The sequence below is a fragment of the Nocardia sp. CNS-044 genome (genome assembly GCF_059570515.1).
Map to the genome: position 1 here is coordinate 440229 of NZ_JCANSX010000005.1, position 21506 is coordinate 461734.

The 21506-nt window shown below is 68.6% G+C and carries 18 protein-coding genes and 1 tRNA gene; 7 read left to right on the forward strand and 12 right to left on the reverse strand.

Features of this window, described 5'->3' with window-relative positions; genetic code table 11:
* Positions 1-34: 34 nt before the first annotated feature.
* Entirely contained in the window at positions 35-499 is a 465-nt protein-coding gene (locus T333_RS03050; protein ID WP_496423614.1) for a PH domain-containing protein, read from the reverse strand.
* A 91-nt stretch (positions 500-590) separates the two neighbouring features.
* A complete protein-coding gene (gene crgA, locus T333_RS03055; RefSeq protein ID WP_067786371.1) occupies positions 591-854 on the reverse strand; it encodes a cell division protein CrgA in 264 nt (87 codons plus the stop codon).
* A 198-nt stretch (positions 855-1052) separates the two neighbouring features.
* Between crgA and T333_RS03060 the strand changes: the two genes are divergently transcribed.
* From T333_RS03060 to T333_RS03070, 3 genes are all read left to right on the forward strand, one after another.
* Entirely contained in the window at positions 1053-1697 is a 645-nt protein-coding gene (locus T333_RS03060; protein WP_354998269.1) for an aminodeoxychorismate/anthranilate synthase component II, read from the forward strand.
* A complete protein-coding gene (locus tag T333_RS03065; RefSeq protein ID WP_496423615.1) occupies positions 1694-2380 on the forward strand; it encodes a RibD family protein in 687 nt (228 codons plus the stop codon). Before T333_RS03060 ends, T333_RS03065 begins: the two co-directional genes overlap by 4 nt.
* 142 nt (positions 2381-2522) lie before the next feature.
* Positions 2523-2990: a deaminase gene (locus T333_RS03070; protein ID WP_354998267.1), complete on the forward strand. Its 468-nt coding sequence runs from the start codon at positions 2523-2525 to the stop codon at positions 2988-2990.
* Positions 2991-3111: 121 nt separating this feature from the next.
* On the opposite strand, the gene T333_RS03075 is transcribed toward T333_RS03070, so the two are convergent.
* From T333_RS03075 to T333_RS03110, 8 genes are all read right to left on the reverse strand, one after another.
* Positions 3112-3531: a CBS domain-containing protein gene (locus T333_RS03075; RefSeq protein WP_354998266.1), complete on the reverse strand. Its 420-nt coding sequence runs from the start codon at positions 3529-3531 to the stop codon at positions 3112-3114.
* Between the two features lie 115 nt (positions 3532-3646).
* Complete coding sequence (gene pknB, locus T333_RS03080) at positions 3647-5554, reverse strand: Stk1 family PASTA domain-containing Ser/Thr kinase (protein ID WP_496423616.1); 1908 nt, start codon at positions 5552-5554, stop codon at positions 3647-3649.
* A complete protein-coding gene (locus T333_RS03085) occupies positions 5551-7059 on the reverse strand; it encodes a protein kinase domain-containing protein (RefSeq protein ID WP_354998264.1) in 1509 nt (502 codons plus the stop codon). The genes pknB and T333_RS03085 overlap by 4 nt, the downstream gene beginning before the upstream one ends.
* A 37-nt stretch (positions 7060-7096) precedes the next feature.
* Complete coding sequence (locus tag T333_RS03090; RefSeq protein ID WP_354998263.1) at positions 7097-8563, reverse strand: peptidoglycan D,D-transpeptidase FtsI family protein; 1467 nt, start codon at positions 8561-8563, stop codon at positions 7097-7099.
* Positions 8560-10032, reverse strand: coding sequence for an FtsW/RodA/SpoVE family cell cycle protein (locus tag T333_RS03095; protein WP_354998262.1), 1473 nt, complete (start codon positions 10030-10032; stop codon positions 8560-8562). The genes T333_RS03090 and T333_RS03095 overlap by 4 nt, the downstream gene beginning before the upstream one ends.
* Positions 10032-11525: a PP2C family protein-serine/threonine phosphatase gene (locus tag T333_RS03100; protein ID WP_354998261.1), complete on the reverse strand. Its 1494-nt coding sequence runs from the start codon at positions 11523-11525 to the stop codon at positions 10032-10034. Before T333_RS03100 ends, T333_RS03095 begins: the two co-directional genes overlap by 1 nt.
* Positions 11522-11989 carry an FHA domain-containing protein FhaB/FipA gene (locus T333_RS03105; RefSeq protein ID WP_067786390.1) on the reverse strand — a complete coding sequence of 156 codons (468 nt, stop codon included), beginning with the start codon at positions 11987-11989 and terminating at the stop codon, positions 11522-11524. Before T333_RS03105 ends, T333_RS03100 begins: the two co-directional genes overlap by 4 nt.
* A 204-nt stretch (positions 11990-12193) precedes the next feature.
* A complete protein-coding gene (locus T333_RS03110) occupies positions 12194-13615 on the reverse strand; it encodes an FHA domain-containing protein (RefSeq protein WP_354998260.1) in 1422 nt (473 codons plus the stop codon).
* A gap of 236 nt (positions 13616-13851) precedes the next feature.
* On the opposite strand from T333_RS03110, the gene T333_RS03115 reads away from it, so the two are divergent.
* The 3 genes from T333_RS03115 to T333_RS03125 all read left to right on the forward strand — a co-directional run bounded on the left by T333_RS03115 (position 13852) and on the right by T333_RS03125 (position 16520).
* Positions 13852-13934, forward strand: a tRNA-Leu gene (locus tag T333_RS03115).
* Between the two features lie 344 nt (positions 13935-14278).
* Positions 14279-15046, forward strand: a complete 768-nt coding sequence (locus T333_RS03120) for an SDR family NAD(P)-dependent oxidoreductase (RefSeq protein WP_354998259.1) — start codon at positions 14279-14281, stop codon at positions 15044-15046.
* Between the two features lie 43 nt (positions 15047-15089).
* On the forward strand, positions 15090-16520 hold the full coding sequence (locus tag T333_RS03125; RefSeq protein WP_496423617.1) for a hypothetical protein: 1431 nt from the start codon (positions 15090-15092) through the stop codon (positions 16518-16520).
* A gap of 303 nt (positions 16521-16823) precedes the next feature.
* On the opposite strand, the gene T333_RS03130 is transcribed toward T333_RS03125, so the two are convergent.
* Positions 16824-17492: a TetR/AcrR family transcriptional regulator gene (locus tag T333_RS03130; protein WP_357245680.1), complete on the reverse strand. Its 669-nt coding sequence runs from the start codon at positions 17490-17492 to the stop codon at positions 16824-16826.
* Between the two features lie 67 nt (positions 17493-17559).
* Between T333_RS03130 and T333_RS03135 the strand changes: the two genes are divergently transcribed.
* Positions 17560-19740, forward strand: coding sequence for an MMPL family transporter (locus tag T333_RS03135; protein ID WP_496423618.1), 2181 nt, complete (start codon positions 17560-17562; stop codon positions 19738-19740).
* Between the two features lie 755 nt (positions 19741-20495).
* Here the strand turns inward: T333_RS03135 and T333_RS03140 are convergent.
* Positions 20496-21506, reverse strand: coding sequence for a stage II sporulation protein M (locus T333_RS03140; RefSeq protein WP_496423619.1), 1011 nt, complete (start codon positions 21504-21506; stop codon positions 20496-20498).

Below are 21506 nucleotides of genomic sequence, written 5' to 3' on the forward strand. Positions count from 1 at the left end.
TCACGTGAAACATGGAGCGAATGCCGAGGTATGCCTACTCCGACGGCAAATACGCGATCCGATGCGCGACCAGCGCCTCGAAGACATCCTGCGGCGCGGTGCCCAGGTTCCAACGGCCGAAGATCAACAGCCGCTCCTGGCCCTCGTGCTCGACATCGATCTCGAGCATCGGCGACTTGCGCCCGAGGCGGCGGTAGCTCACCACCCGCGCCGTGACGATCTGCTCGGGCCGGTACTCGGCCGGGCCGAGCAGGCCGCGCACCACCAGGCGCGGATCGGCGCCGGTCTGGATGGACAGGCGCGGCCGCTGGCGGAAACCCAGGCCCGCCAGGGCGAGCAGGCCCGCCGCGGCCAGCCCGATGAGCAGCCGGCTCGCGGCGTCCGCGGCGAAGAACGCCGCACCAGCGAGGATCACACCGCCGACGGCCACCGCGACGAGCGCGGGGGTAGGCGTGGTCCACGCGAGACGCGGTTCCACGGAGGGGGATTCAGGGTTCACGCGGCACTTTCCCCAATCGGTCCTCGAGTTGTCCACAGGGTCATCCACAGGTGTGCATGAATGACACGTCTGTAATCCCGAAGGAGGTGGATCAGCGCCACCGCATGGTCATGATCAGTCCGACGACCATGAGCCCGAAGCCGATCAGGAAGTTCCAGGCGTTGAGGTCGTTCATCCAGCTGATCTGCTCGGCGGCCAGGTAGTAGACCAGCAGCCAGACCAGACCGGCCAGCATGAAGCCGAGCATGATCGTGACGTACCAGACCGGCGACGGGCCCGCCTTCACCTTCACCGGGGTCCGGCTGGCGGGGTTGATCGTGTAGTCGGTCTTCTTGCGGACCTTCGACTTGGGCATGACGTCCTCGTATTCGGCGTGCAGGTCGGTACCGGCGGCTGATTCAGTTGACTCTGTGCCGAGCGACTTCGCCGCGGCCGTTCCGGTGGCAGCGCGGACGGCCCGGGCGAGGCTCGGAAGCCCTCCGGTGTTCCCCCTAGGCTATCCCAACAGGTAATGGATGCGACGGTCTCCCGCGTCGCCACGTAATCTCGAACCATGCGTGTACTGGTCGTCGACAATTACGACAGCTTCGTCTTCAACCTGGTGCAGTACCTGGGCCAGCTGGGAGCCGAGGCCGTCGTCTGGCGCAACGACGATCCGCAACTGGCCGACGTGGACGCCGCTATCGCCGACTACGACGGCATCCTGATCAGCCCAGGCCCCGGGACGCCCGACCGAGCGGGCGCGAGCATCGACCTCGTGCACGCCTGCGCCCGCAGCAGCACGCCGTTGCTAGGCGTCTGCCTCGGGCACCAGGCGATCGGCGAGGCCTTCGGCGCGACCGTCACCCGGGCGCCCGAACTGCTGCACGGCAAGACCAGCTCGGTGTTCCACATCGGCTCGGGCGTGCTGGCCGGTCTGCCCGATCCGTTCACCGCGACCAGGTACCACTCGCTCACCGTGCTCGAGGACACCCTGCCCGAGGACATCGAGGTGCTCGGCCGCACCGAATCCGGGATCGTGATGGCCATGCGGCACCGCACCCTGCCGATCCACGGCGTGCAGTTCCATCCCGAATCAGTCCTCACCCAGGGCGGACACCGGATGCTGGCGAACTGGCTCGAGGTCTGCGGCGAGCGCCCCGCCGAGGGTCTGGTGGAGATGCTCGAGGCGGAGGTCGCGGCACTGGTGTTGCAGTGACCAGGCCGTACGTGCTGCTCTCGGTGGCGGTCAGCCTGGACGGCTACATCGATGACGCCGGTCCCGAGCGGCTGCTGCTCTCGGACGCGGCGGATTTCGATCGGGTCGACCGGGTGCGCGCCGAGTCCGACGCGATCCTGGTCGGTGCCGAGACGTTGCGCCGCGACAATCCCCGGCTGCTGGTCGACAGTGCCGAGCGCCGGGCAGCGCGGGTGGCGGCGGGCAAGCCGGAGTTTCCGCTCAAGGTCACCGTCACCGCGCGCGGCGACCTGGACCGTGAGCTGAACTTCTGGCACCACGGCGGGGCGAAGGTCGTCTACACGACCGATTCCGGCGCGGCGCGGCTCGCCGATCGACTGGTCGGCATCGCCGACGTGGTCGCGCTCGGCGCGGAGCTCGACTTCGGGGCGCTGTTGGACGATCTCGGCCGCCGCGGCATCGGACGTCTGATGGTCGAGGGCGGCACCGGGATGCACACGGCGTTCCTGTCCGCCGATCTGGCCGATGAACTGCACCTGGCCGTCGCGCCGATCGTCGTCGGCGATTCGGCCGCGCCGCGGTTCCTCGCGGACGCTCGATTCCCCGGCGGATCGACCCGCCGCCGGACGCTCGCCGAGGTCGAGCAGGTCGGCGACATGGCCGTGCTGCGCTACCTCCTCCGTCCCGGGAACGGAGCCGGGTAGTGAACGGCTGGCCCGACTGTGCCGTCGGCAGGACATCGTCGGTGCGGGAGTCGTGGGAACGGCGCCGCGTCGTGAGCAGTCGGTCCGGTGGCGCGGCGGCGTCCGGTCGGCAGCAGAACATCGTCGGGGCCGGAGCCGCGACATGAACGGCGGCGAGCGGTCCGAGGCCGACCACCGCTTCATGCGCAGGGCCATCGACCTCGCGCGCCAGTGCCCGCCGAGCGACACCGCGTTCTCTGTCGGCGCGGTCGTCGTGGTCGACGGCGCGGAGATCGCGACGGGGTACTCGCGGGAGACCGACGAGAAGGTGCACGCCGAGGAATCCGCGCTGAACAAGCTGCCCGCCGACGATCCGCGGCTGGCACGGGCGACGATCTACAGCACCCTCGAGCCGTGTTCGCAGCGCGCGACGGCGACCAGGCCGCCGTGCACGGATCGCATCCTGCGCGCCGGGATCGGCCGTGTCGTCATCGCCTGGCGGGAGCCGACGACCTTCGTGGTGAACTGTGTCGGGGTGGAGAAGCTACGGCAGCACGGCGTCGAGGTGGTCGAACTGCCGGATCTGGCCGACGAGGCCATGTCGATGAATCGGCACCTGGACCTGTCGTAATAGGGCCGTCGGCGCCGAACGGCCGACTCTTCGAGCGATGTGAGGAACGTTTTCCGTCCGCCGCCCGGAAGTCTGCGGCTCCGGACGACGGGCGTTACTCCGATTCGAGGCGGCTACCGGGTCACGGCCTGCCGTAGACCGCCGTCACGAATTCGCTGAGCTGGTTGTCGTCGAGGTGCCTGGCCAGATCGGCCTCGCTGATCATGCCGATCAGCCGCTTGTTCTCGATCACCGGCATGCGCTTGATGCGATGGCTCTCCATCTCCTCGAGCACTTCCTCGACATCGGCGTCGGCCGAGACCCACCGCGGGGTCGCCTCGCACAATTCGGCCGCGCGGGTGTTGGCCGGTGCGCGGCCCTGGGCCACGCATTTCACGACGATGTCGCGGTCGGTGATGATGCCGCACATCCGTTCGTTCTCGTCCGCGATGACGAGCGATCCGACGCCGAGCTCGGCCATCATGCGCGCCGCCTTGCCGACCGTCTCGTCCTTGGATATCCACTGAGCGCCGGGCTTCATGATGTCCCTGGCAGTGGTCATGGGGCTGCCTCCTGTTCCATGCTGTTGCTGGGTTCGGATGGAGCAGCCCCATTCTCGCGCCGATCACACCGACCGGTCGCCTCTTTCGGATAACGATCGATCGGGCGGCACCGGATCAGGGCGGGCCCAGCACCCCGGTGGTGATGGTGATCGTGCTGGTCTTGGAAATCGACGAACCGGCCGACGGTTGCTGACTGACGATCCGCCCCACGCTGCCGGCGTCGAAGGTGCCGACGGTGTTCTGGTCGATCTGGCTGGTGCTTCCGGTCCAGCCGGCCTGGCGCAGCTTCTCCACCGCCTGCGACGGCGTCAGACCGACCACGGACGGCATGGCGATCTGGTCGCCGCTGGACACCTGGACCGTCACCGTCGAGCCCTTGTCGGCGTTGGTGCCGCCCGCCGGGCTGGTCGCGATGACCTCACCCTTCGGCTTGGAGGACTGCACCTCCTCGATGACGATCTTGAATCCGGCGCTGTCCACCAGGTTCGGCTGGGCCACGCTGATATCCTGCCCGACCAGACTCGGCACCCGAACCTTCTCCGGGCCCTTGCCGAGCCAGACCACGATCGCCTGGTCCACGTCGACTCGCGCGCCCGCCGCGGGCTCCGTGCCGATCACCTTGTCCAGATCCTGGGCGCTGGACGCCTTGCGCACCACGTTCGGATCCATCCGCAAGCCGAGGGAATTGAGTTCCTGCTCGGCCTGCTGCAAGGTCAGTCCGTCCAACCGCGGCACCGGCACTTGGTCGGGCCCGGTGGAGACCTGCAGGGTGACCGTGCTGCCCTCGTCGATGCGGGAACCGCCGAGCGGCTGGGTCGCGATGACGTTGCCGTCCGCCACCTTGCTGTCCTGCTTCTGCTGGATGGCCACCGTGAAGCCGAGCTTCTCCAGCGCGTCCTGCGCCTGCGCGAGCGACTTGTTCGACAGGTCGGGCACGGTCACCTGATCCGGCTTGCTTCCCGGACCGATCAGCACCCAGAACAGCGCGAACACCACGGCGAGCGCCGCGGCGGCGCCGAATCCGAGATAGGCGGTGCGGCGCGAGCCGCCCGGTTCGGCGGGCTCCTGCTCGGCGGTGTCGTCGTTGCGTTCGACGGTGCGGAAGCTGCGCGGCGCGGGCTCGTTGTTGCCGAAGACGGTGGTGCGATCCTCGTCGGTCATCACCATCGGCGCGCTCGGCTTCTGGCCGCCGAGAACCCGGATCAGGTCCGCGCGCATCTCGGCGGCGGTCTGGTACCGGTTGGCCGGGTTCTTGCTCATCGCCTTGAGCACCACGGAATCCAGCTCGCGTGGCACGCCCGAGTACACGTGCGAGGGAAGCCGAGGGTCCTCACGCACGTGCTGATAGGCGACGGCGATCGGTGAGTCACCGGTGAAAGGCGGTTCGCCCGTGAGGATCTCGAAGAGCACGCAGCCCACCGAGTACACGTCCGAGCGTGCGTCCACGGTCTCGCCGCGGGCTTGCTCGGGCGAAAGGTATTGCGCGGTACCGATGACGGCCGCGGTCTGGGTCATCGGGTTGGAGCTGTCGGCCAGCGCGCGCGCGATGCCGAAGTCCATCACCTTCACCGCGCCCGCCCGGTTGATCATGATGTTCGCGGGCTTCATGTCGCGGTGCACGATCCCGGCCTTGTGGCTGAAATCCAGTGCGGCGCAGACGTCCGCGATGATCTCCATCGCCCGCCGTGGCGGCAGCGGACCCTTGCCGCGCACGATGTCGCGCAGCGTCTCGCCGTCCACGTACTCCATGACGATGTAGGGCAGCGGACCGCCGTCGACCTCGGCCTCGCCGGTGTCGTAGACCGCGACGATGGCCGGATGGTTCAGCGCGGCGGCGTTCTGCGCCTCACGCTTGAAGCGCAGGTAGAACGTGGGATCGCGGGCCAGATCGGCGCGCAACACCTTGATCGCCACATCCCGGCTCAACCGCAGATCGCGCGCCTTGTGGACCTCCGACATACCGCCGAAGCCGATGATCTCGCCCAGCTCGTAGCGGGAAGAGAGATTCTTCGGGGTCGTCATCGTTGTCCTTGTGAAGGAGTAGCGGGCGCGCTGCGAGTGTTACCGGGGCCCGAAGCACCGGGATTCTCCGGAAATGGTAAGTCGAAAGTCGGGAACAGGGTGCGCGTGGTGGTCGGACTCGTCGTCTTGGTCGTCTTCGTCGTGGTCGGCGCCGTGGTGCTCGGCGGCGCCGTCGTCGTGGGTTCCGGAGTCGTCGTCGGCGGCTCGGTGGTGGTCGGTGACGGCTCGTCGGACGTGACCGGCGGCGGGGGCGGCACGAACCTGGTGGTGGTCTGCGGCACCGTCGTGGTGATCTGCGCGGGCGGTGGGGCCACCGACGAGGGGACCGGGTCGCGCACCGGGTCCGGGTTGGTGTCGCCGCCGAACAGCAGCCAGATCGCCGCGCCGCCGAGCAGCACCGCGCCCGCGCCGAGACCGGCCAGCGCCTTCTGCATCGTGGTCCAGGGCCTCTTGCCGGGCGGCTCGGCGTTCGATCCGCCCGTGTTCATCATGGTCGCGGGCGCGCTCGCCGCCGCGCCGCCGATGGCAGCGGCCGCGGGCGCGCTGTACCGCACGGTCGCACCGTCGGCCTGACCAGCGGGCAGGATGACGGTCGGGCCGGGCGGCAGTACCCGGGTGGCGCCCGCGGTGAGCGGACCCGCGGCGGAGCCGGCGCTCAGCGGCGGCGGCGGACGGTGACCCGCGCGCACCGCGGCCACCGCGTCGGCGAACTCGCCGCCGGTGGCGTAGCGCATGTTCGGGTCCTTGGCCATCGTGATCTCGATGAGCTCGCGGACGTTGGGCGGCAGATCCTCCGGCATCGGCGGCGGATTCTCGCGCACGTGCTTCATCGCCACGGTGATCGCGCCGTCGCCGGTGAACGGCCGCTGACCGGCCAGCGCCTCGTAACCGACCACGCCGAGCGAGTACACATCGCTCGCGGCGGTCGCGTCCTCGCCGACGGCCTGCTCCGGCGCGATGTACTGCGCGGTGCCCATCACCATGCCGGTCTTGGTCACCGGGCTGGCGTCGACCGCCTTGGCGATGCCGAAGTCGGTGATCTTCACCTGACCGGTCGGCGTCACCAGGATGTTGCCCGGCTTCACGTCCCGGTGCACCACGCCGGCGGCATGGGCGACATCGAGCGCGCGGCCGGTCTGCTCGAGCATGTCGAGGCCCTGGAGCACCGAGAGCCTGCCCATGCGGTTGAGCACGGTGTTGAGCGGCTCGCCCTGCACCAGCTCCATGACCAGGTAGGCGGTCTCGCCCGCGCTCGGGTCGTAGGTCTCGCCGTAGTCGTAGATGCCCGCGATGCCGGAGTGGTTCAGCTGCGCGGTGGTCTTGGCCTCCGTGCGGAACCGGTGCCGGAAGGTCGGGTCGGCGGAGAACTCCGCCTTGAGCACCTTCACCGCGACCCGGCGGTCCAGGCGGGTGTCCAGCGCCTCCCACACCTGACCCATGCCGCCGGTGGCGATCAGACGTTGCAGGCGGTAGCGATCGGCGATCAGCGCACCGTTGTTCAGCATCGGGGCCCCCGAACTTCAACTCGTTCGTTCATATCGTTCAGCCCCCCTGCAGACCGGCGTCCAGCACGGCCCTGGCAATGGGTGCGGCCACCGAACCGCCGGTGGCGGCCAGCGCCCGATCTCCGCCGTTCTCCACGATCACCGCGATGGCGATCTTGGGGTTCTGCGCGGGCGCGAAGGCGATGTACCAGGCATGCGGCGGCGTGTTGCGCGGGTTGCTGCCGTGCTCGGCGGTTCCGGTCTTGGACGCGATCGTGTATCGGGACTGGCGTGATCCGACGGTGTTCTCCTCGGAGGCGACCATCAAGGAGGTCAGCTGAGACGCTACCTGGGCGCTCACCGCCTGTCCGACCGAGACCGGCTTCGTCTTGGACAGCACGCTCAGATCCGGCCCCTGCGTTTGATCTACCAGGTACGGCTCCATCCGAACGCCGCCGTTGGCGATGGTCGCGGCGATCACCGCGTTGTCCAGGGGGGTGAGCGCCACGTCGCGCTGGCCGATGCTGCTCTGGCCGAGCGCGGCGTTGTCGGAGATGGTGCCGACCGTGCTCTCCGCCACCGGGATCGGGATGCCGCGGTGCGGGCCGATGCCGAACGCGGCGGCCTCGTCCTTCAGGTTCGCGGCGCCCACCTTGATGCCGAGTTCGACGAACGCGGTATTGCAGGACAGCCGGAACGCCTCGGTCAACGAGGCCGTCGGGCCGGACCCGCAGTTCGAGCCGTTGTAGTTCTCCAGGGTGGTGCTCGTTCCTGGCAGGGTGATGTTGGGCGCGGCGGTGAACTGGTCGTCCGGCGTCGCGACGCCGTTGGCGAGTGCGGCCGCAGTGACCACCACCTTGAACGTCGAGCCGGGCGGATAGGTCTGCGAGACGGCCCGGTTCAGCATCGGCTGGTCCGGATCCCGGCTCAGCGACTCCCACGCCCGCGTCGTCGCGGCGCCGTCGTGCCCGGCCAGCAGGTTCGGGTCGTAGCTCGGGGTGGACACCATGGTCAGGATCTTGCCGGTGCTCGGCTCGATGGCCACCACCGAACCGGTGTGGCCCTTGGCGGTGAGCTGCTCGTAGGCGACCTGCTGCATCACCGGGTTGAGGGTGGTCAGCACATTGCCGCCGCGCGGATCGCGGCCGGAGACCAGGTCGATGAGGCGGCGGCCGAACAGCTGGCTGTCCGATCCGTTGAGCACCTGGTCCTCGGAGCGCTCGAGTCCGGCGCTGCCGTACTGGATCGAGTAGAAGCCGGTCGCCGGCGCGTAGGCCTGCGGGTCGGTCGGGTAGGTGCGCAGGTATTTGTAGCGGTCGTCGGTCTCGATCGAGCTGGCCAGCACGGTGCCGCCCGCCGAGATCTGGCCGCGCTGGCGCGAGTACTCGTCGAGCAGCACCCGCGAGTTGCGCGGATCGCTTCGATAGTCGTCGGCCTTGATGACCTGTACATAGGTGGCGTTGGCCAGCAGCGCGACGACCATCACCATCACCGCGACCGCGACCCGCCGGAGGGGAGTGTTCATTCCTGCGGCCTCGATTCCGAGCGGCGCAGCAGCTCGGTCGGTGCGTCCGCGATCGGCGCCGGGTCCTTCTTGCGCGCCGGCGCCGGTGCGCGGGCCGCGTCGGAGACCTTGATCAGCAGCGCGAGCAGCGCGTAGTTGGCCAAGAGCGAGGAACCGCCGTACGACATGAACGGTGTGGTCAGACCGGTCAGCGGGATCAGCTTGGTGACGCCGCCGACCACCACGAACAGCTGGACGGCGATGGTGAACGAGAGCCCGGCCGCCAGCAGCTTGCCGAAGCTGTCGCGCACGGCGAGCGCGGTGCGCAGACCGCGCACCACGAAGACGAGGAAGAGGATCAGCACCGCGGTGAGCCCGATCAGGCCGAGCTCCTCGCCGATGGTGGTGACGATGAAGTCGGTGTTGGCGAACGGCACCTGGTTCGGCCGTCCGCTGCCGAGGCCGGTGCCCGCGAGCCCGCCCGTGGCCAGGCCGAACAGCGACTGCGAGATCTGGTAACCGGTGTTGTGGTAGTCGGCGAACGGGTCGAGCCAGGTGTTGGTGCGCACCCGCACGTGGCTGAACGCCTGGTAGGCGAACACGAACCCGATGACGAGCAGGCTGCCGCCGATGATCAGCCAGCCCACCCGCTCGGTCGCGATGTAGAGCATCACCAGCACCGTGCTGAAGATCAGCAGCGAGGTGCCGAGGTCCTTCTCGAAGACGAGCACCGCGATGCACACCACCCAGACCACCAGGATCGGGCCGAGGTCGCGGGCGCGCGGGAACTCCATGCCGAGCATGTGCCGTCCGGCGGTGGTGAACAGATCGCGCTTGGCGACGAGCACCGAGGCGAAGAAGATGATCAGCAGGATCTTGGCGAACTCGCCAGGCTGCACGCTGAAGCCGGGCAGCCGGATCCAGATCTTCGAACCGTTGGTCTCCGAGTACGCGCTGGGCAGCAGCGCCGGAATCATCAGCGCGACCAACCCGACCAGGCCGAGCGTGTAGCTGTAGCGGGCCAGCGTGCGGTAATCGCGCAGCACGATCAGCAGCGTGACGAACACCACCATGCCGAGCGCCGTCCACAGGATCTGCTGGTTGGCGTCGGGGGAGGGGATCGGGTCGGAATTGAATTTCGCGTTCTGCGCCGCGCCGAGATCGAGGCGGTGGATCAGCACCAGACCGAGACCGTTGAGCAGCGCGACGATCGGCAGCAACAGCGGATCGGCGAACGGCGCGAACCGGCGCACGGCCAGGTGCGCGATGCCGAACAGGGCGAGGAAGGCGAGGCCGTACTTGGCGATGTCCCAGGTGACCGACTGTTCCTGGCTGGCCTCCACGAGGAACAGCGAGACGGTGGTGATCAGCGCGGCGAACCCGAGCAGAAGCAGTTCGGCGTTGCGTCTGGTGGACGGAGGCGGTGCTGGAGCGAACCCGCCCGGGGGACTCGGGAAGGCCCCCGCGGACGGTGGTGCCGGTGCGGACATCAGTCCGTCACCCGGCAGTTCTCCCCCGAGATCTGGGGGTTCGGCGCCGGGGTCGTCGTCGGCGCCTGCTCCACCTTCGTGGGCGTGTTGACGTCGGTGCCCCTGGTGTCACCCGGGTCGGTGGTCGGTGCGGGGTTCGGCGGCGCGACCGGACCCGGCGCGGGTTCGCCGGGCGGCACGACACCGGGCTGCGGAACGCCGGGCTGCGGCGGCGGGGTCGTTTCCCGCGCCGGGCACGGCGGCAGCAACTCCTGCTGGGCGAGCAGCCGCATCTGCTCCTCGGCCTTGCCGAGGGAACCGGGCGGCAGGCCCGCGTTGACCTTGTCCCGACCGGTCTGCTCGAGATCGCTGACCCGCAGCTGGCGGCAGCCCGAGGGCAGATCCGATCCGGACTTGACGATGGTCAGGTCCCCGTCGCGGTCGACGCAGCCGACCGTGTCCACGTCGTGGATCGAATACCCGAGCACCGAACCCGGCAGCCCGCGCATGATCACGACCTGGCCGTTGTCCGCGCCCACGTAGTAGTTGTTGCGGATCATCTTGTAGCCGACGAGCAGACCGACGGCGACGGCGACGACCAGCGCGACCGCGAGCAGGATCCAGCGCAGCCGGTGCGACTTGCCCGGCGGCGGCGGTTCCGGCGCGGCGGCCCGGCGCGGCGGTGCGGCGCGCGGCGGACGCATGGCCGCGGCGCGACCCGCGGCGGTGTTCGGCGGCGGGGTGTCCTCATCCTGTCCGGAGGCCGCTCCCGCCACGATCGGGTGGCTCTGGCCGTAGTCCAGATCGATGACGTCGGCCACGACAACGGTCACGTTGTCGGGACCGCCGCTGCGTAGGGCGAGTTCGATCAGGCGGTCGGCGCACTCGTCGGTGCTGCCCTCGCGCATGGTGTTGGCGATGGTCTCGTCGCTCACCACGTCCGAAAGACCGTCCGAGCACAGCAGGTAGCGGTCGCCCGCGCGGGCCTCGCGCATGATCAGCGTCGGCTCGATCTCGTTGCCGGTGAGGGCGCGCATGATCAGCGAACGTTGCGGGTGGGTGTGCGCCTGTTCGGGCGTGATCCGGCCCTCGTCCACCAGCGACTGGACGAAGGTGTCGTCGCGGGTGATCTGCGCCAGCTCGCCGCCGCGCAACAGGTAGGCGCGCGAATCGCCGATGTGCACCAGCCCGAGCTTCTTGCCCGCGAACAGGATCGCGGTGAGCGTGGTGCCCATGCCGTCGAGCTCGGGCTCCTCCTCGACCTGATCGGCGATGGCGGCGTTGCCCGACCGCGTCGCCGAGTCGAGCTTGCCGAGCAGATCGTCGCCGGGCTCGTCGTCGTCGAGATGCGCCAGCGCGGCGATCATCAACTGCGACGCGACCTCACCCGCCGCGTGCCCGCCCATGCCGTCGGCCAGCGCGAGCAGGCGGGCGCCCGCGTAGACGGAATCTTCGTTGTTGCCTCGGACCAGACCGCGGTCGCTGCGCGCTGCGTAGCGGAGAACGAGTGTCACGATCGGAGCTCGATCACTGTTTTGCCGACACGGACGGGAGTGCCGAGCGGAACCCGCACGGCCGTGGTGACTTTCGCGCGGTCCAGGTAGGTGCCGTTGGTCGAGCCGAGGTCTTCGACGTACCAGTCGTCACCACGCGGGGACAGACGCGCGTGTCGGGTGGAGGCGTAATCATCGGTGAGCACCAGCGTCGAATCGTCCGCACGCCCGATCAGCACCGGTTGGGTGCCGAGTGAGATGCGGGTGCCGGCGAGTGAACCTTGAGTCACCACAAGATATTTGGCGCCCTTCTGGCCTCGGCTGAAGGAAGGCAGCACCGCGGAACCGCGTGCGGCCCTGGGCTGGATCCGTATGCCGGATGCCGCGTAGATGTCGCTGCGCAAGGTCCGAAGTACCGCCCACACGAACAGCCACAACAGCAGCAGGAACCCCGCACGGGTCAACTGCAGGATCAGTCCCTGCACGGCGTTCCACCTCCTGTTCGGCGATAGGTATGTCGGTGCCGTAGGTGCGGTTCGACCCACCCCCACGGCCTGCCGGGCTTGCCGGCCCCGATTTCGGGGCCGTGCGCGTTGGCAGCATCATAGGGCTGTCAGTCGATTCCGATCACGATACGACCGACTAAACCGTGAGAGCCATGTCGTGACCTGCACCGCGAGCTTACGGGATCAGACGATACGGATGAGGATCTCGGAATGCCCGGCGCGGATCACATCACCGTCCGCGAGCTGCCAATCCTGCACCGGGGAGCCGTTGACCAGCGTGCCGTTCGTCGACCCGAGGTCGGACAGCATAGCGGTCTGGCCGTCCCAGCGGACCTCGATGTGGCGGCGCGAGACACCGGTGTCGGGCAGCCGGAAGTGCGCGTCCTGACCGCGGCCGATGATGTTGCTGCCCTCGCGCAGCTGGTACGTGCGGCCGCTGCCGTCGTCGAGCTGGAGCGTGGCCGAATAGCCGGAACCGGCGGCGGCGCCGCCGCTGTACGACGGCGCGGCATAGCCCGCCTGCTGGCCGCTGTAGCCGGACTGTTGCGAGTAGGCCTGGCCGTAGCCCGCCTGCTCCTCCGAACCGTAGCTCTGGTCGGTGTAACCCGGTTCGCCGTAGGCGGGCTCCGCGTAGCCCTGCTGGCCGTAACCCTGCTGGCCGGCGTAGCCCTGCTGGCCGTACCCCTGGTCGGCGTAGCCCTGGTCACCGTAGCCCTGCTGCTGGCCGTAGCCCTGCTGACCGTAACCCTGTTCGCCGTAGCCGCCGCCCTGCTGGCCGTAGCCGGGCTCCTGGTAGCCCTGCGAGCCGTAGCCCTGGTCGCCGAAACCTTGCTGGCCATAGCCGCCGCGCTCGCCGTAGCCCTGCTGCTGGCCGCCGTAACCCTGATCGGCGTACCCGCCCTGCTGGCCGCCGTAACCCTGGCCGCCCTGCTGGTAGTCGTAGCCGTTCTGGTAATCGCCGTACGCCTGCTGCGAATCCGGCGCCTGGTACTCGGAGGCGCCGTAGGGCGCGGCGCCGCGCCCGTACTCGTCGCGGTACGCACCGTTCTGGGGACCACCGGCCCGCCCGCTTGGCGGAGGTGCGTACCCGCGATTGCGTGGATCGGACTCCGCGGGCTCACGGCTCGGGTCGTAGCCAGAGTTCTGCGTCATGGGGCCAGCTCCTGGTTGCGGGGTTGCAGGTCGTTGTGGCGTGGGTTCCGGGCTGTGAGCGGGTGCAGCTCGACGGCCGACGTCCGGATCGACGCGGCCGCTCGCCCTGAACTGTCCGGTGTGCAGCGTAGGTGATGCCTCGAACGCTACGTGTACTTCGCCATAGGTCTGCCACCCTTGATCGCGGATGTAGTCCTGGAGATGCTTGGCGAACGCGCGGGTCGTGAGGTCGTGATCGGCGTCCAGTTGCTGGTGGTCGGAAGAGTTGATGGTGATCACATAGCTGTTCGGAGCCAGCAGGTGACCACCGCCCACGTCTTGGACGTGATCGGCGGCCTCTTGCTGCAGCGCCGCCTCCACCTCCTGGGGCACGACGCTGCCCCCGAAGACCCGGGCGAACACATCACCGACGGCGCCCTGCAGGCGACGCTCGAACCGCGAAACGATGCCCATCTCGGCCTCCCTTCGGTGAGCGTCTTCCTATGTCATTCCCAGCTTCATAACAACGACACACGCGCATGGCGTGTCGTCCGACGAACACGTTCATTGCATGATATCCACGATCCTCCACACCTGTAACTCTTGGAAATCCCAGGAGGTTCCCCTGATGCCCATTACGCATCACAAGCCCCACTGAGCAGCCGATTTCGTTTCTCGACCGGCCCCGTGATAGTGTTCCGGAGTCGCTCGGGCGAGTGGCGGAATGGCAGACGCGCTGGCTTCAGGTGCCAGTGTCCTTCGGGACGTGGGGGTTCAAGTCCCCCTTCGCCCACTGCACTCGATAAGAGGCTCATGCTCACTGAGAGCATGAGCCTTTTCTCGTTTCGTGCGTTTTGTGGGGGCGCGGCCCCCACGCCCCGGCCTGGGGGCTCTGCCCCCTAGCCCCCCGCTTCATAGGTGCCGAGTGGGCGCTACTTGGTAGGTACCTAGTGGGGCTTTGGTTCGCGAGGCGCGCTAGTTGGTTGGTGCCCAGTCGGTGTGGATGCCTTATCTATATGTGTGCGTTGCGCGCTGGGTCAGGTGAGGGTGGTTCTGGAACCGGTTGCAGCGGGGGCTACCGGAAATATGGTGGTCGAATGGGTTGATTCCCTGTAGGAACCTGTTCTAATTTTGGGCATGCGTAGATACGAGGGTCGTCGGGTTGTCGTCACCGGAGCTGGGTCGGGGATCGGGCAGGGGATTGCTCTGCGGCTGCTCGACGAGGGGGCGCAGCTGGTGGGGGTGGACATCGATCGGGCGGGGTTGGATGTCACCGCGGAGAAGGCGGGGGAGGTGGGGGAGCGGTTCGAGGCCGTCGAGGTGAACATCGCCGATGTGGAGTCGGTGCGCGCGGGGACGGCGGCGGCGCTCGAATTTCTCGGGGGGCTGGACGTGCTGGTGAACGCGGCGGGGATCCTGCGGCCCGCGCGGACGCACGAGATGCCGTTGGACGCGTGGAATCAGGTCATCACGGTCAATCTGACCGGGACCTTCCTCATGACGCAGGCCGCGCTGCCCGCGTTGGTGGAGTCGGGGCACGGGGTGGTGGTCAATCTGTCGTCGACCGCGGCCTACAGCGCGGCTCCCTATCTCGCGGCGTACGCCGCCTCCAAGGGTGGGGTCAGCGCGTTCACGCATTCGATCGCGCTCGAATACGCCAAGCAGGGGTTGCGCGCGGTGAACATCGTGCCCGCGGGCATCACCAGTGGGATCACCACCAAGTCGATCCTGGACCAACCGGAGGGCGTGGACTACAGCCTGTTCGCGCGGCTGACGGGGTGGCTCAACGGCGGGGCGCTCGGCACGCCGGAGGACATCGCGGGCGTGGTCGCGATGGTCGCCTCCGACGACGGCCGCTACATGACCGGCACCGAGATCCGCATCGACGGCGGCGCGTTGATGTGAGTGGGTTCCCGTCGCGTACAAGCAATCTGATTTCGTAACTCCCGTGGGCAGCACCTCTCGCACGCGGTCCCTCGCTGTGCTCGCCGCTTGTGTCCTGGCGCTCGGATCGCCGGGGCAGGCGCAGGCGGCGGAGCAGTGGGGGCCGCTCGCGCCGCCGAATCCGCATCTCGGGCCGCACGGCACGTCGACCATGCACGGTGACGCCGGGTCCTCGGACGCCACTCCGCTCGCGGGGCCCGGGCCAGGTCTGCGCGGGGTCGGCGCCTATCCGCTGGCGGCCGCGTGCCCGACTTTGCTACAGGGCTCCGACGGGCTCGTCGTCGCGCTCTGCACTGCCATCGCCGGGCGAGCTCCGACGGTGCATCTGCTCGATCCGGGCGCCGGGCCGGTCGGTCACTCGCTCGCCTCGCTGGAACTGGCCAAGGGCAGCCTGCTCGGCGGCGTGTACGCCTATCTCGACAACGCCGATCGCCTGGTGGTGGTCGACGGTGAACGCGCCCTGCTGCGCGTCGCGCACGCCGAGAACTCACGGGGCAGGTGGCAGCTGCGGGTCGACACCAGCACCGACCTTTCCGGCGCGATCCCGGCGGACGACAACGTGACCGGCCTGGTGCCGGACTGGTCGGGAAATGTCTGGTTCGCCACGGGCAAAGGGCTCGTCGGCCTGGTGACGCCCGCGGGCGCGACAGCGACGGCGCCGCTGCCCGCAGGTGAGCTGGTGGCCAACAGCATCTCGGCGGCGCCGAGCGGACGGATCGCCGTGGCGACCACGCACGCGCTCTACGAACTGCGCGCCGACACGGCCGGGCGCCCGGAGGTGATCTGGCGCGCGACCTACGACCGCGGCTCCGCGCGCAAACCGGGACAGCTGAGCTGGGGCACCGGCTCCACACCGACCTACTTCGGCCCGCGCACCGGCGCCGACTACTTGACCATCGTCGACAACGCCGACGGTCAGGTGCGGGTGCTCGTCTACGCCTCGGGCACCGGGCAGCTGGTGTGTTCGCAGCCGGTACTGACGAAAGGCGGTGCGGGCAGCGAGAATTCGCCGGTCGGCATCGGCAGGTCGGTTATCGTGGCGAGCACCTACGGCTACCCGTATCCGGCGGTGCCGGAGGACGCGGGCCCGGCGGTGCCGCCGAACGCGCCGTTCGTCGGCGGGATGACCCGCGTGGACATCGATGACGCGGGCGGTTGCCGCACGGTATGGGAGAACACCGTCCGCAGCGCGGCGGTCCCGCACCTGTCCACCGCGGACGGCTACGTCTACACGGTGACCCGGCGCGGTGTGGACGTCACGACACCGCTGGACGGCTACGCGTTCACCGTCATCGATCCCGGCACCGGCGCGGTGGTCTCGAACTCGCCGCTGCCCGGCACCATCGTGGACGATCCGCTCCAGATGTCGCCGCTCGTCACCGCGAGCGGGCGGGTGCTGCAAGGCACGGTTACCGGCGTTTTGCGGGTCGGCTGACAACCTCGCACGAACCTGTGGATAGTCCGGCCCTTCCTGTGGAAAACGTGTGCGGCGCAGGGGATGTGCGGCGAGCTGTGGACAACTGCCACCGCCGTTCGTGAAAATCCTTGCGCGCCAACGCGAGTGCCATGGCCGCCTCGCGTCTACGCGTCATTTCGGCTGGTAGAGAGCCGATTCTCGAATAGCCGATTCCGTGCCCGGCCTGTGGATATCCGGTCCGCGACACACGCGGAACACGGAACAACGCCCGCTCACAACGACTTCCGCGCATTTATCCACAGGCTGTGCGCACCGCGCCGCTCAGTCCGCAGCGTCCGGCATTGCTGCTCGCCGCGCATCGCGGCCGAAATCCGCGGCGTTCGGTCCGGTCGCCAGTCCGCGCGAGATCACGGCGAGGGTGCGGTCGATAGCCAGATCCCTGGCTCGCGGGCCCGTGTCGGGTAGCGCGCGTTCGACCAGCAGCGACGCCATCCCGTGCACCGCCGACCACGCCGCGTACTCGGCGTCCGGCCGGTCGGCGGGATCGGTGAAACCGATCTCTACGAGCTCGTCGAGCAGATCCGAGAGCAGATCGAAGGCGGGGGAGTTCCAGTTCTCGGGGTCGTCCTCCTCGCGGTTGCAGAACGCGGTGCGGAACAGGCCCGGCTCGCGCAGCGCGAAGACGATGTACCCGCGTCCGACCGCGAACAGCCGGGTCACCGCGTCGGCGTCGGGCGGGAATGTCCGGATGGTCTCGGCCATCGCGCCGAACAGGCTCTGCTGCGCCTGCTCCTGCGCGGCGCCGAGCAACTGCTCGTGATTGGTGAAGTGCCGATAGGCGGCGGTGGGCGTGACGCCGACTCGGCGCGCGGCGGCCCGCACGGTGACCGCCTCGGGTCCACCGGTCTCGGCGAGTGCGGCGGCCGCGCGCACCAGGGCATTGCGCAGGTCGCCGTGGTGATACGGCCCTTCCCGCTCGGATTTCGTCATCCGTTCGATGTTGACACTCGCACACATCGATGGCAAGTTAACGCCCATAAAGTTTACACATGCCAACATGCTCGACTGGAGGCTCGACATGTTCGAACAACTCGGCCGCTTCGTGGCCCGACACGCTCGCTGGATACTCGTGGCGAGCGTGCTCGCCCTGATCGCGGGCGGCGCGCTCGGCGTCACCGCGTTCAGCAAGATGCAACCCGGCGGGCAGGAGGACCCGAACGCGGAATCCAGCACCGCGACCGTCCAACTCGCCGACAAGTTCGGCGCCGACACCGACTACGTCTTCCTGATCCGAGCCGAGCAGGGCGGCGTCGACGCCGAGGCGACCGCCGGGTTCGGCAGGGATCTCGCGCGCAGACTGGCCGCCGACGACCGGCTCACCAATGTCGTCTCTTACTGGGACACCGGCTCTCCGGCGATGCGGTCCGCGGACGGTACGGCCGCGGTCGTCCTGGCGGGCGGCGCCGAGCGGGACCCGACCAAGGAAACCGAGATCGCCGAGGAGATCGTCGCCGAATATCGCTCGGACGGGCCGGTAGCCGACGTCCAGATCGGCGGCAGCAACGCGATCTTCCAGGCCGTCACCGAACAGATCGGCAAGGATCTCGGCATCGCCGAAGGCATCGCGGTGCCGCTCATCCTCGCGCTGCTGGTGCTCGCCTTCGGCAATGTGATCGCCGCGCTGCTCACGATGGTGGTGGGCGGCGTCGCGATTCTCGGCACCTTCACCGAACTCTCGATTCTCGGCTCGGTGACCGACGTGTCGGTCTACGCGGTGAACCTGACGACCGCGCTCGGCCTCGGCCTCGCCGTCGACTACGGGTTGCTCATGGTCAGCCGTTTCCGGGAGCGGCGCGCGGCAGGCGCGTCGCCCGACGACGCGGTGGTCGGCGCGGTCGCCACGGCCGGGCGCACCATCGTGTTCAGCGCGGCGACCGTCGCGGCGGCGCTCTCCTCGCTGGTGATCTTCCCGCAGTACTTCCTGCGTTCGTTCGCCTACGCGGGCATCGGCGTCGTCGCCATCTCGGCGGCGGCCGCCGTGATCACGCTGCCCGCGCTGCTCGTCGCGCTCGGCGCCAAGGCCGACGCGTGGAAAGTGCCGGGTGTGCGCGGCATTCGCGGTGACTCGGCGCCGTTCTGGGCGGGAGTCGCGGGCTTCGCGATGCGGCGGCCGCTGCTCACCGGCGTCCCCGTGGTGGCGGCGCTGCTGCTCGCGGCGGCTCCGCTGCTGAACGTCCAGTTCGGCACGCCCGACGATCGCGTGCTGCCGACGAGCACCGAGGTTCGCCAGGTCGGCGACGCGCTGCGCGAGGATTTCGGCGGCGGCGACAGCAACGCGCTTTCCGTGGTCACCACCTCCGGCGTCGAGGCGGGTCCGCTCGCCGAGTACGCGGCGGCGCTCTCGCGCGTGACCCACGTCACTCAGGTCGATTCCAGCGTGGGCACTTTCGTGCGGGGCGAGCGCACCGCGAGTTCGCCCGCGGACGCCAGGTTCGCCAAGCCGGACGCGCAGCGACTCACGGTGCTCACCGATCTCGACCGCAACTCGGCCGAGGCGCGCGAACTGGTCGACCGGGTGCGCGACGTGCCCGCGCCCGCGACGGCGCTGGTCGGCGGTCAGGTGGCCGAGCTGCGCGACAGTCTGGCCTCGATCGGGTCGCGGCTACCGGTGGCGGTGGCGTGGATCGTGCTCACCACCTTCGTGTTGCTCTTCCTGTTCACCGGCAGCATCGTGCAGCCGCTGCGGGCGCTGCTGTCGAACGTGTTGAGTCTCGCGGCCACGCTCGGGTTGATGGTCTTCGTCTTCCAGGACGGGCACCTGTCGGGACTGCTCGGCTTCACGCCCGCGCCGCTGGACGTGTCGATGCTGCTGCTCTTGTTCTGCATCACCTTCGGGTTGTCCATGGACTACGAGGTTTTCGTGGTCAGCCGGATCAAGGAGATGCACGACAAGGGCGCCTCCAACCGGGACGCCGTCGTCGAGGGGCTCGCACGCACGGGCCGGCTGGTGACCACGGCCGCCGCGCTGATCTCGATCAGCTTCCTCGCGTTCGTCACCAGCGACGTGCGGTTCATCCAGTTCTTCGGTCTCGGCGCCGGTTTGGCCATCCTGATCGACGCCACGCTGGTGCGCGGGGTGCTGGTTCCGGTGGCGATGCGGCTGCTCGGTCCGGCGGCCTGGTTCGCACCGCGCCCGCTGCGGCTGGTGCACGCGCGGCTCGGTCTCGCGGAAGCGTGATCCAGGCCACTTTATTCGGCGCCGACTGATGTGTCCGGTCGAGTTTTCGAGCTCGGCCGGACGCTGTCGTTTCAATACCGGAAACCGGCACCGTCCTGGGCTTTCGCCCCGCTGAGCGAGACGGTGAGGCGAAGATCACAGAGGCGCTTTCGGTTGCGGTTTCGGTGCTGGGGTATCGCGTGATGTTCGGGCCCGGGTGGCCAATTGCGCGTCTGGCAATCATCCGGATCGGCTTGATGCGTGTACACCACATGCCGTCCCGGCGGGGTGGGAATCTTGTTTAGTCGGCTATAAACAGACCTTGGGTCGCTTTTAGCTTCAAGAACGTGCGGCAACCCGAAAACGAGTTGACAAAACGCCTGGTAGATGCGTCGGGCGGAATACATACCGATGCGCGACAGGCGCTTCGGCTAACCATTACGCAGCCAATTGTTCGGTTCGCGGACGGGTTTCAGTAGTGGTTTTCAACTTCGCCGCGGGGGATCTTGGAAGGGAGGAAAACCGACCGCCCGAGCGTCAGCCATGAGTTAGCTGTTGGTGTGAAAAAGTGGGTGGTCAGAGGGGTTTGCTGACGCGCTGCTTTATACGCGCGACACCGGCGCGGAGGGTTGCGCGGGCATAACGATTGTGTACAGTTGGCGGTAACGCTGGCCGCAGCTCGAGCACGACTCGCTGCGGCCAGCGGAACTCAAATGGGGGATATCGCAACCGTTCCGTGACATGGCGTTGCTGCCGATTGTCCGAAGCCTTTCCAGTCAGCGTGTGCCCGGGGTTGTCTGCCACCGTTCCGATTCCTCGATCGGCAAGGTTCGCGCCGCGTCCTGCGCGAGCGCCGCGCGCCGTCCCGCGCCGAACACGTACGCGAAGAACAGCGCCTCCGCCGCGAAGCCGATTCCGATCCGCACCGGGGCCGGAAGCGGGCTCGGGGTCACGAAACCCTCCAGCAGGCCGGAAACGAACAGCACGCCGACCAGCCCGAGCGCGATCGTCGCAGTGGCCCTGCCCTGCCTCGCGACCGCCTCGATCCGGCTCAGCCGACCGGGGTCGACCAGCGTCCAGCCCAGCTTCAGTCCCGCGCCGCCCGCGACGAAAACCGCGGTCAGCTCCAGGGTTCCGTGCGGGAGGATGAAACCGAAGAACGAATCGAGCCGATCGGCCTCGGCCATCAAACCGGCGGTGATGCCGACGTTCAACGCGTTCATGAAGAGCAGATACACCGCAGGCAGGATCAGCACGCCGGTGAACAGCGCGATCGCCGCCACCCACGCGTTGTTGGTCCACACCTGCGCGGCGAACGCATCGTTCGGGTGTTCGGTGTAGTACGTCTCGAACGCGCCGCCCGGCGCGGTGATCGCGGAATTGTCACCGCTGATGCCCAGTAGCTCGCGGGCGCGGCCCGAACCCTCGATCCAGATCGCCAACCCGGCCGAGACCACCACGAAAAGCGCGGCCACCGAAGCCCACCAGGGCCACGCGCGGTAGACGGCGGCGGGGAACCGGTGGGTGAAGAAATGGGCGATCTCGCCCCAGGTGTCGGCTTTGGTGCCGAGCACCCGTCCGCGCGCCCTGGCCAGCAGGGCGCTGAGCCCGGCGATGAGTTCCGGGTCGGGGGTGTGCGATTGCAACCGGGCCAGCTGCTGAGACGTGCGCCGGTACAGCGCCACCAGTTCGTCGGACTCGGCGCCGGTCAGCTTGCGCCTGCGCGACAGCTGGTCGAGCCGGTCCCACGACCGCCGGTGCGCGTAACTGTATGCGTCTACGTCCAT

What these genes read in the sequence shown, in the direction of transcription:
- T333_RS03095 (WP_354998262.1), bottom strand. Translation starts at nt 10,032, where the DNA reads ATGTCCGCACCGGCACCACCGTCCGCGGGGGCCTTCCCGAGTCCCCCG.
- T333_RS03130 (WP_357245680.1), bottom strand. Translation starts at nt 17,492, where the DNA reads ATGACGAAATCCGAGCGGGAAGGGCCGTATCACCACGGCGACCTGCGC.
- crgA (WP_067786371.1), bottom strand. Translation starts at nt 854, where the DNA reads ATGCCCAAGTCGAAGGTCCGCAAGAAGACCGACTACACGATCAACCCC.
- T333_RS03070 (WP_354998267.1), top strand. Translation starts at nt 2,523, where the DNA reads ATGAACGGCGGCGAGCGGTCCGAGGCCGACCACCGCTTCATGCGCAGG.
- T333_RS03085 (WP_354998264.1), bottom strand. Translation starts at nt 7,059, where the DNA reads ATGCTGAACAACGGTGCGCTGATCGCCGATCGCTACCGCCTGCAACGT.
- T333_RS03060 (WP_354998269.1), top strand. Translation starts at nt 1,053, where the DNA reads ATGCGTGTACTGGTCGTCGACAATTACGACAGCTTCGTCTTCAACCTG.
- T333_RS03135 (WP_496423618.1), top strand. Translation starts at nt 17,560, where the DNA reads ATGCTCGACTGGAGGCTCGACATGTTCGAACAACTCGGCCGCTTCGTG.
- T333_RS03110 (WP_354998260.1), bottom strand. Translation starts at nt 13,615, where the DNA reads ATGGGCATCGTTTCGCGGTTCGAGCGTCGCCTGCAGGGCGCCGTCGGT.
- T333_RS03140 (WP_496423619.1), bottom strand. Translation starts at nt 21,506, where the DNA reads ATGGACGTAGACGCATACAGTTACGCGCACCGGCGGTCGTGGGACCGG.
- T333_RS03120 (WP_354998259.1), top strand. Translation starts at nt 14,279, where the DNA reads ATGCGTAGATACGAGGGTCGTCGGGTTGTCGTCACCGGAGCTGGGTCG.
- pknB (WP_496423616.1), bottom strand. Translation starts at nt 5,554, where the DNA reads ATGACGACCCCGAAGAATCTCTCTTCCCGCTACGAGCTGGGCGAGATC.
- T333_RS03075 (WP_354998266.1), bottom strand. Translation starts at nt 3,531, where the DNA reads ATGACCACTGCCAGGGACATCATGAAGCCCGGCGCTCAGTGGATATCC.
- T333_RS03090 (WP_354998263.1), bottom strand. Translation starts at nt 8,563, where the DNA reads ATGAACACTCCCCTCCGGCGGGTCGCGGTCGCGGTGATGGTGATGGTC.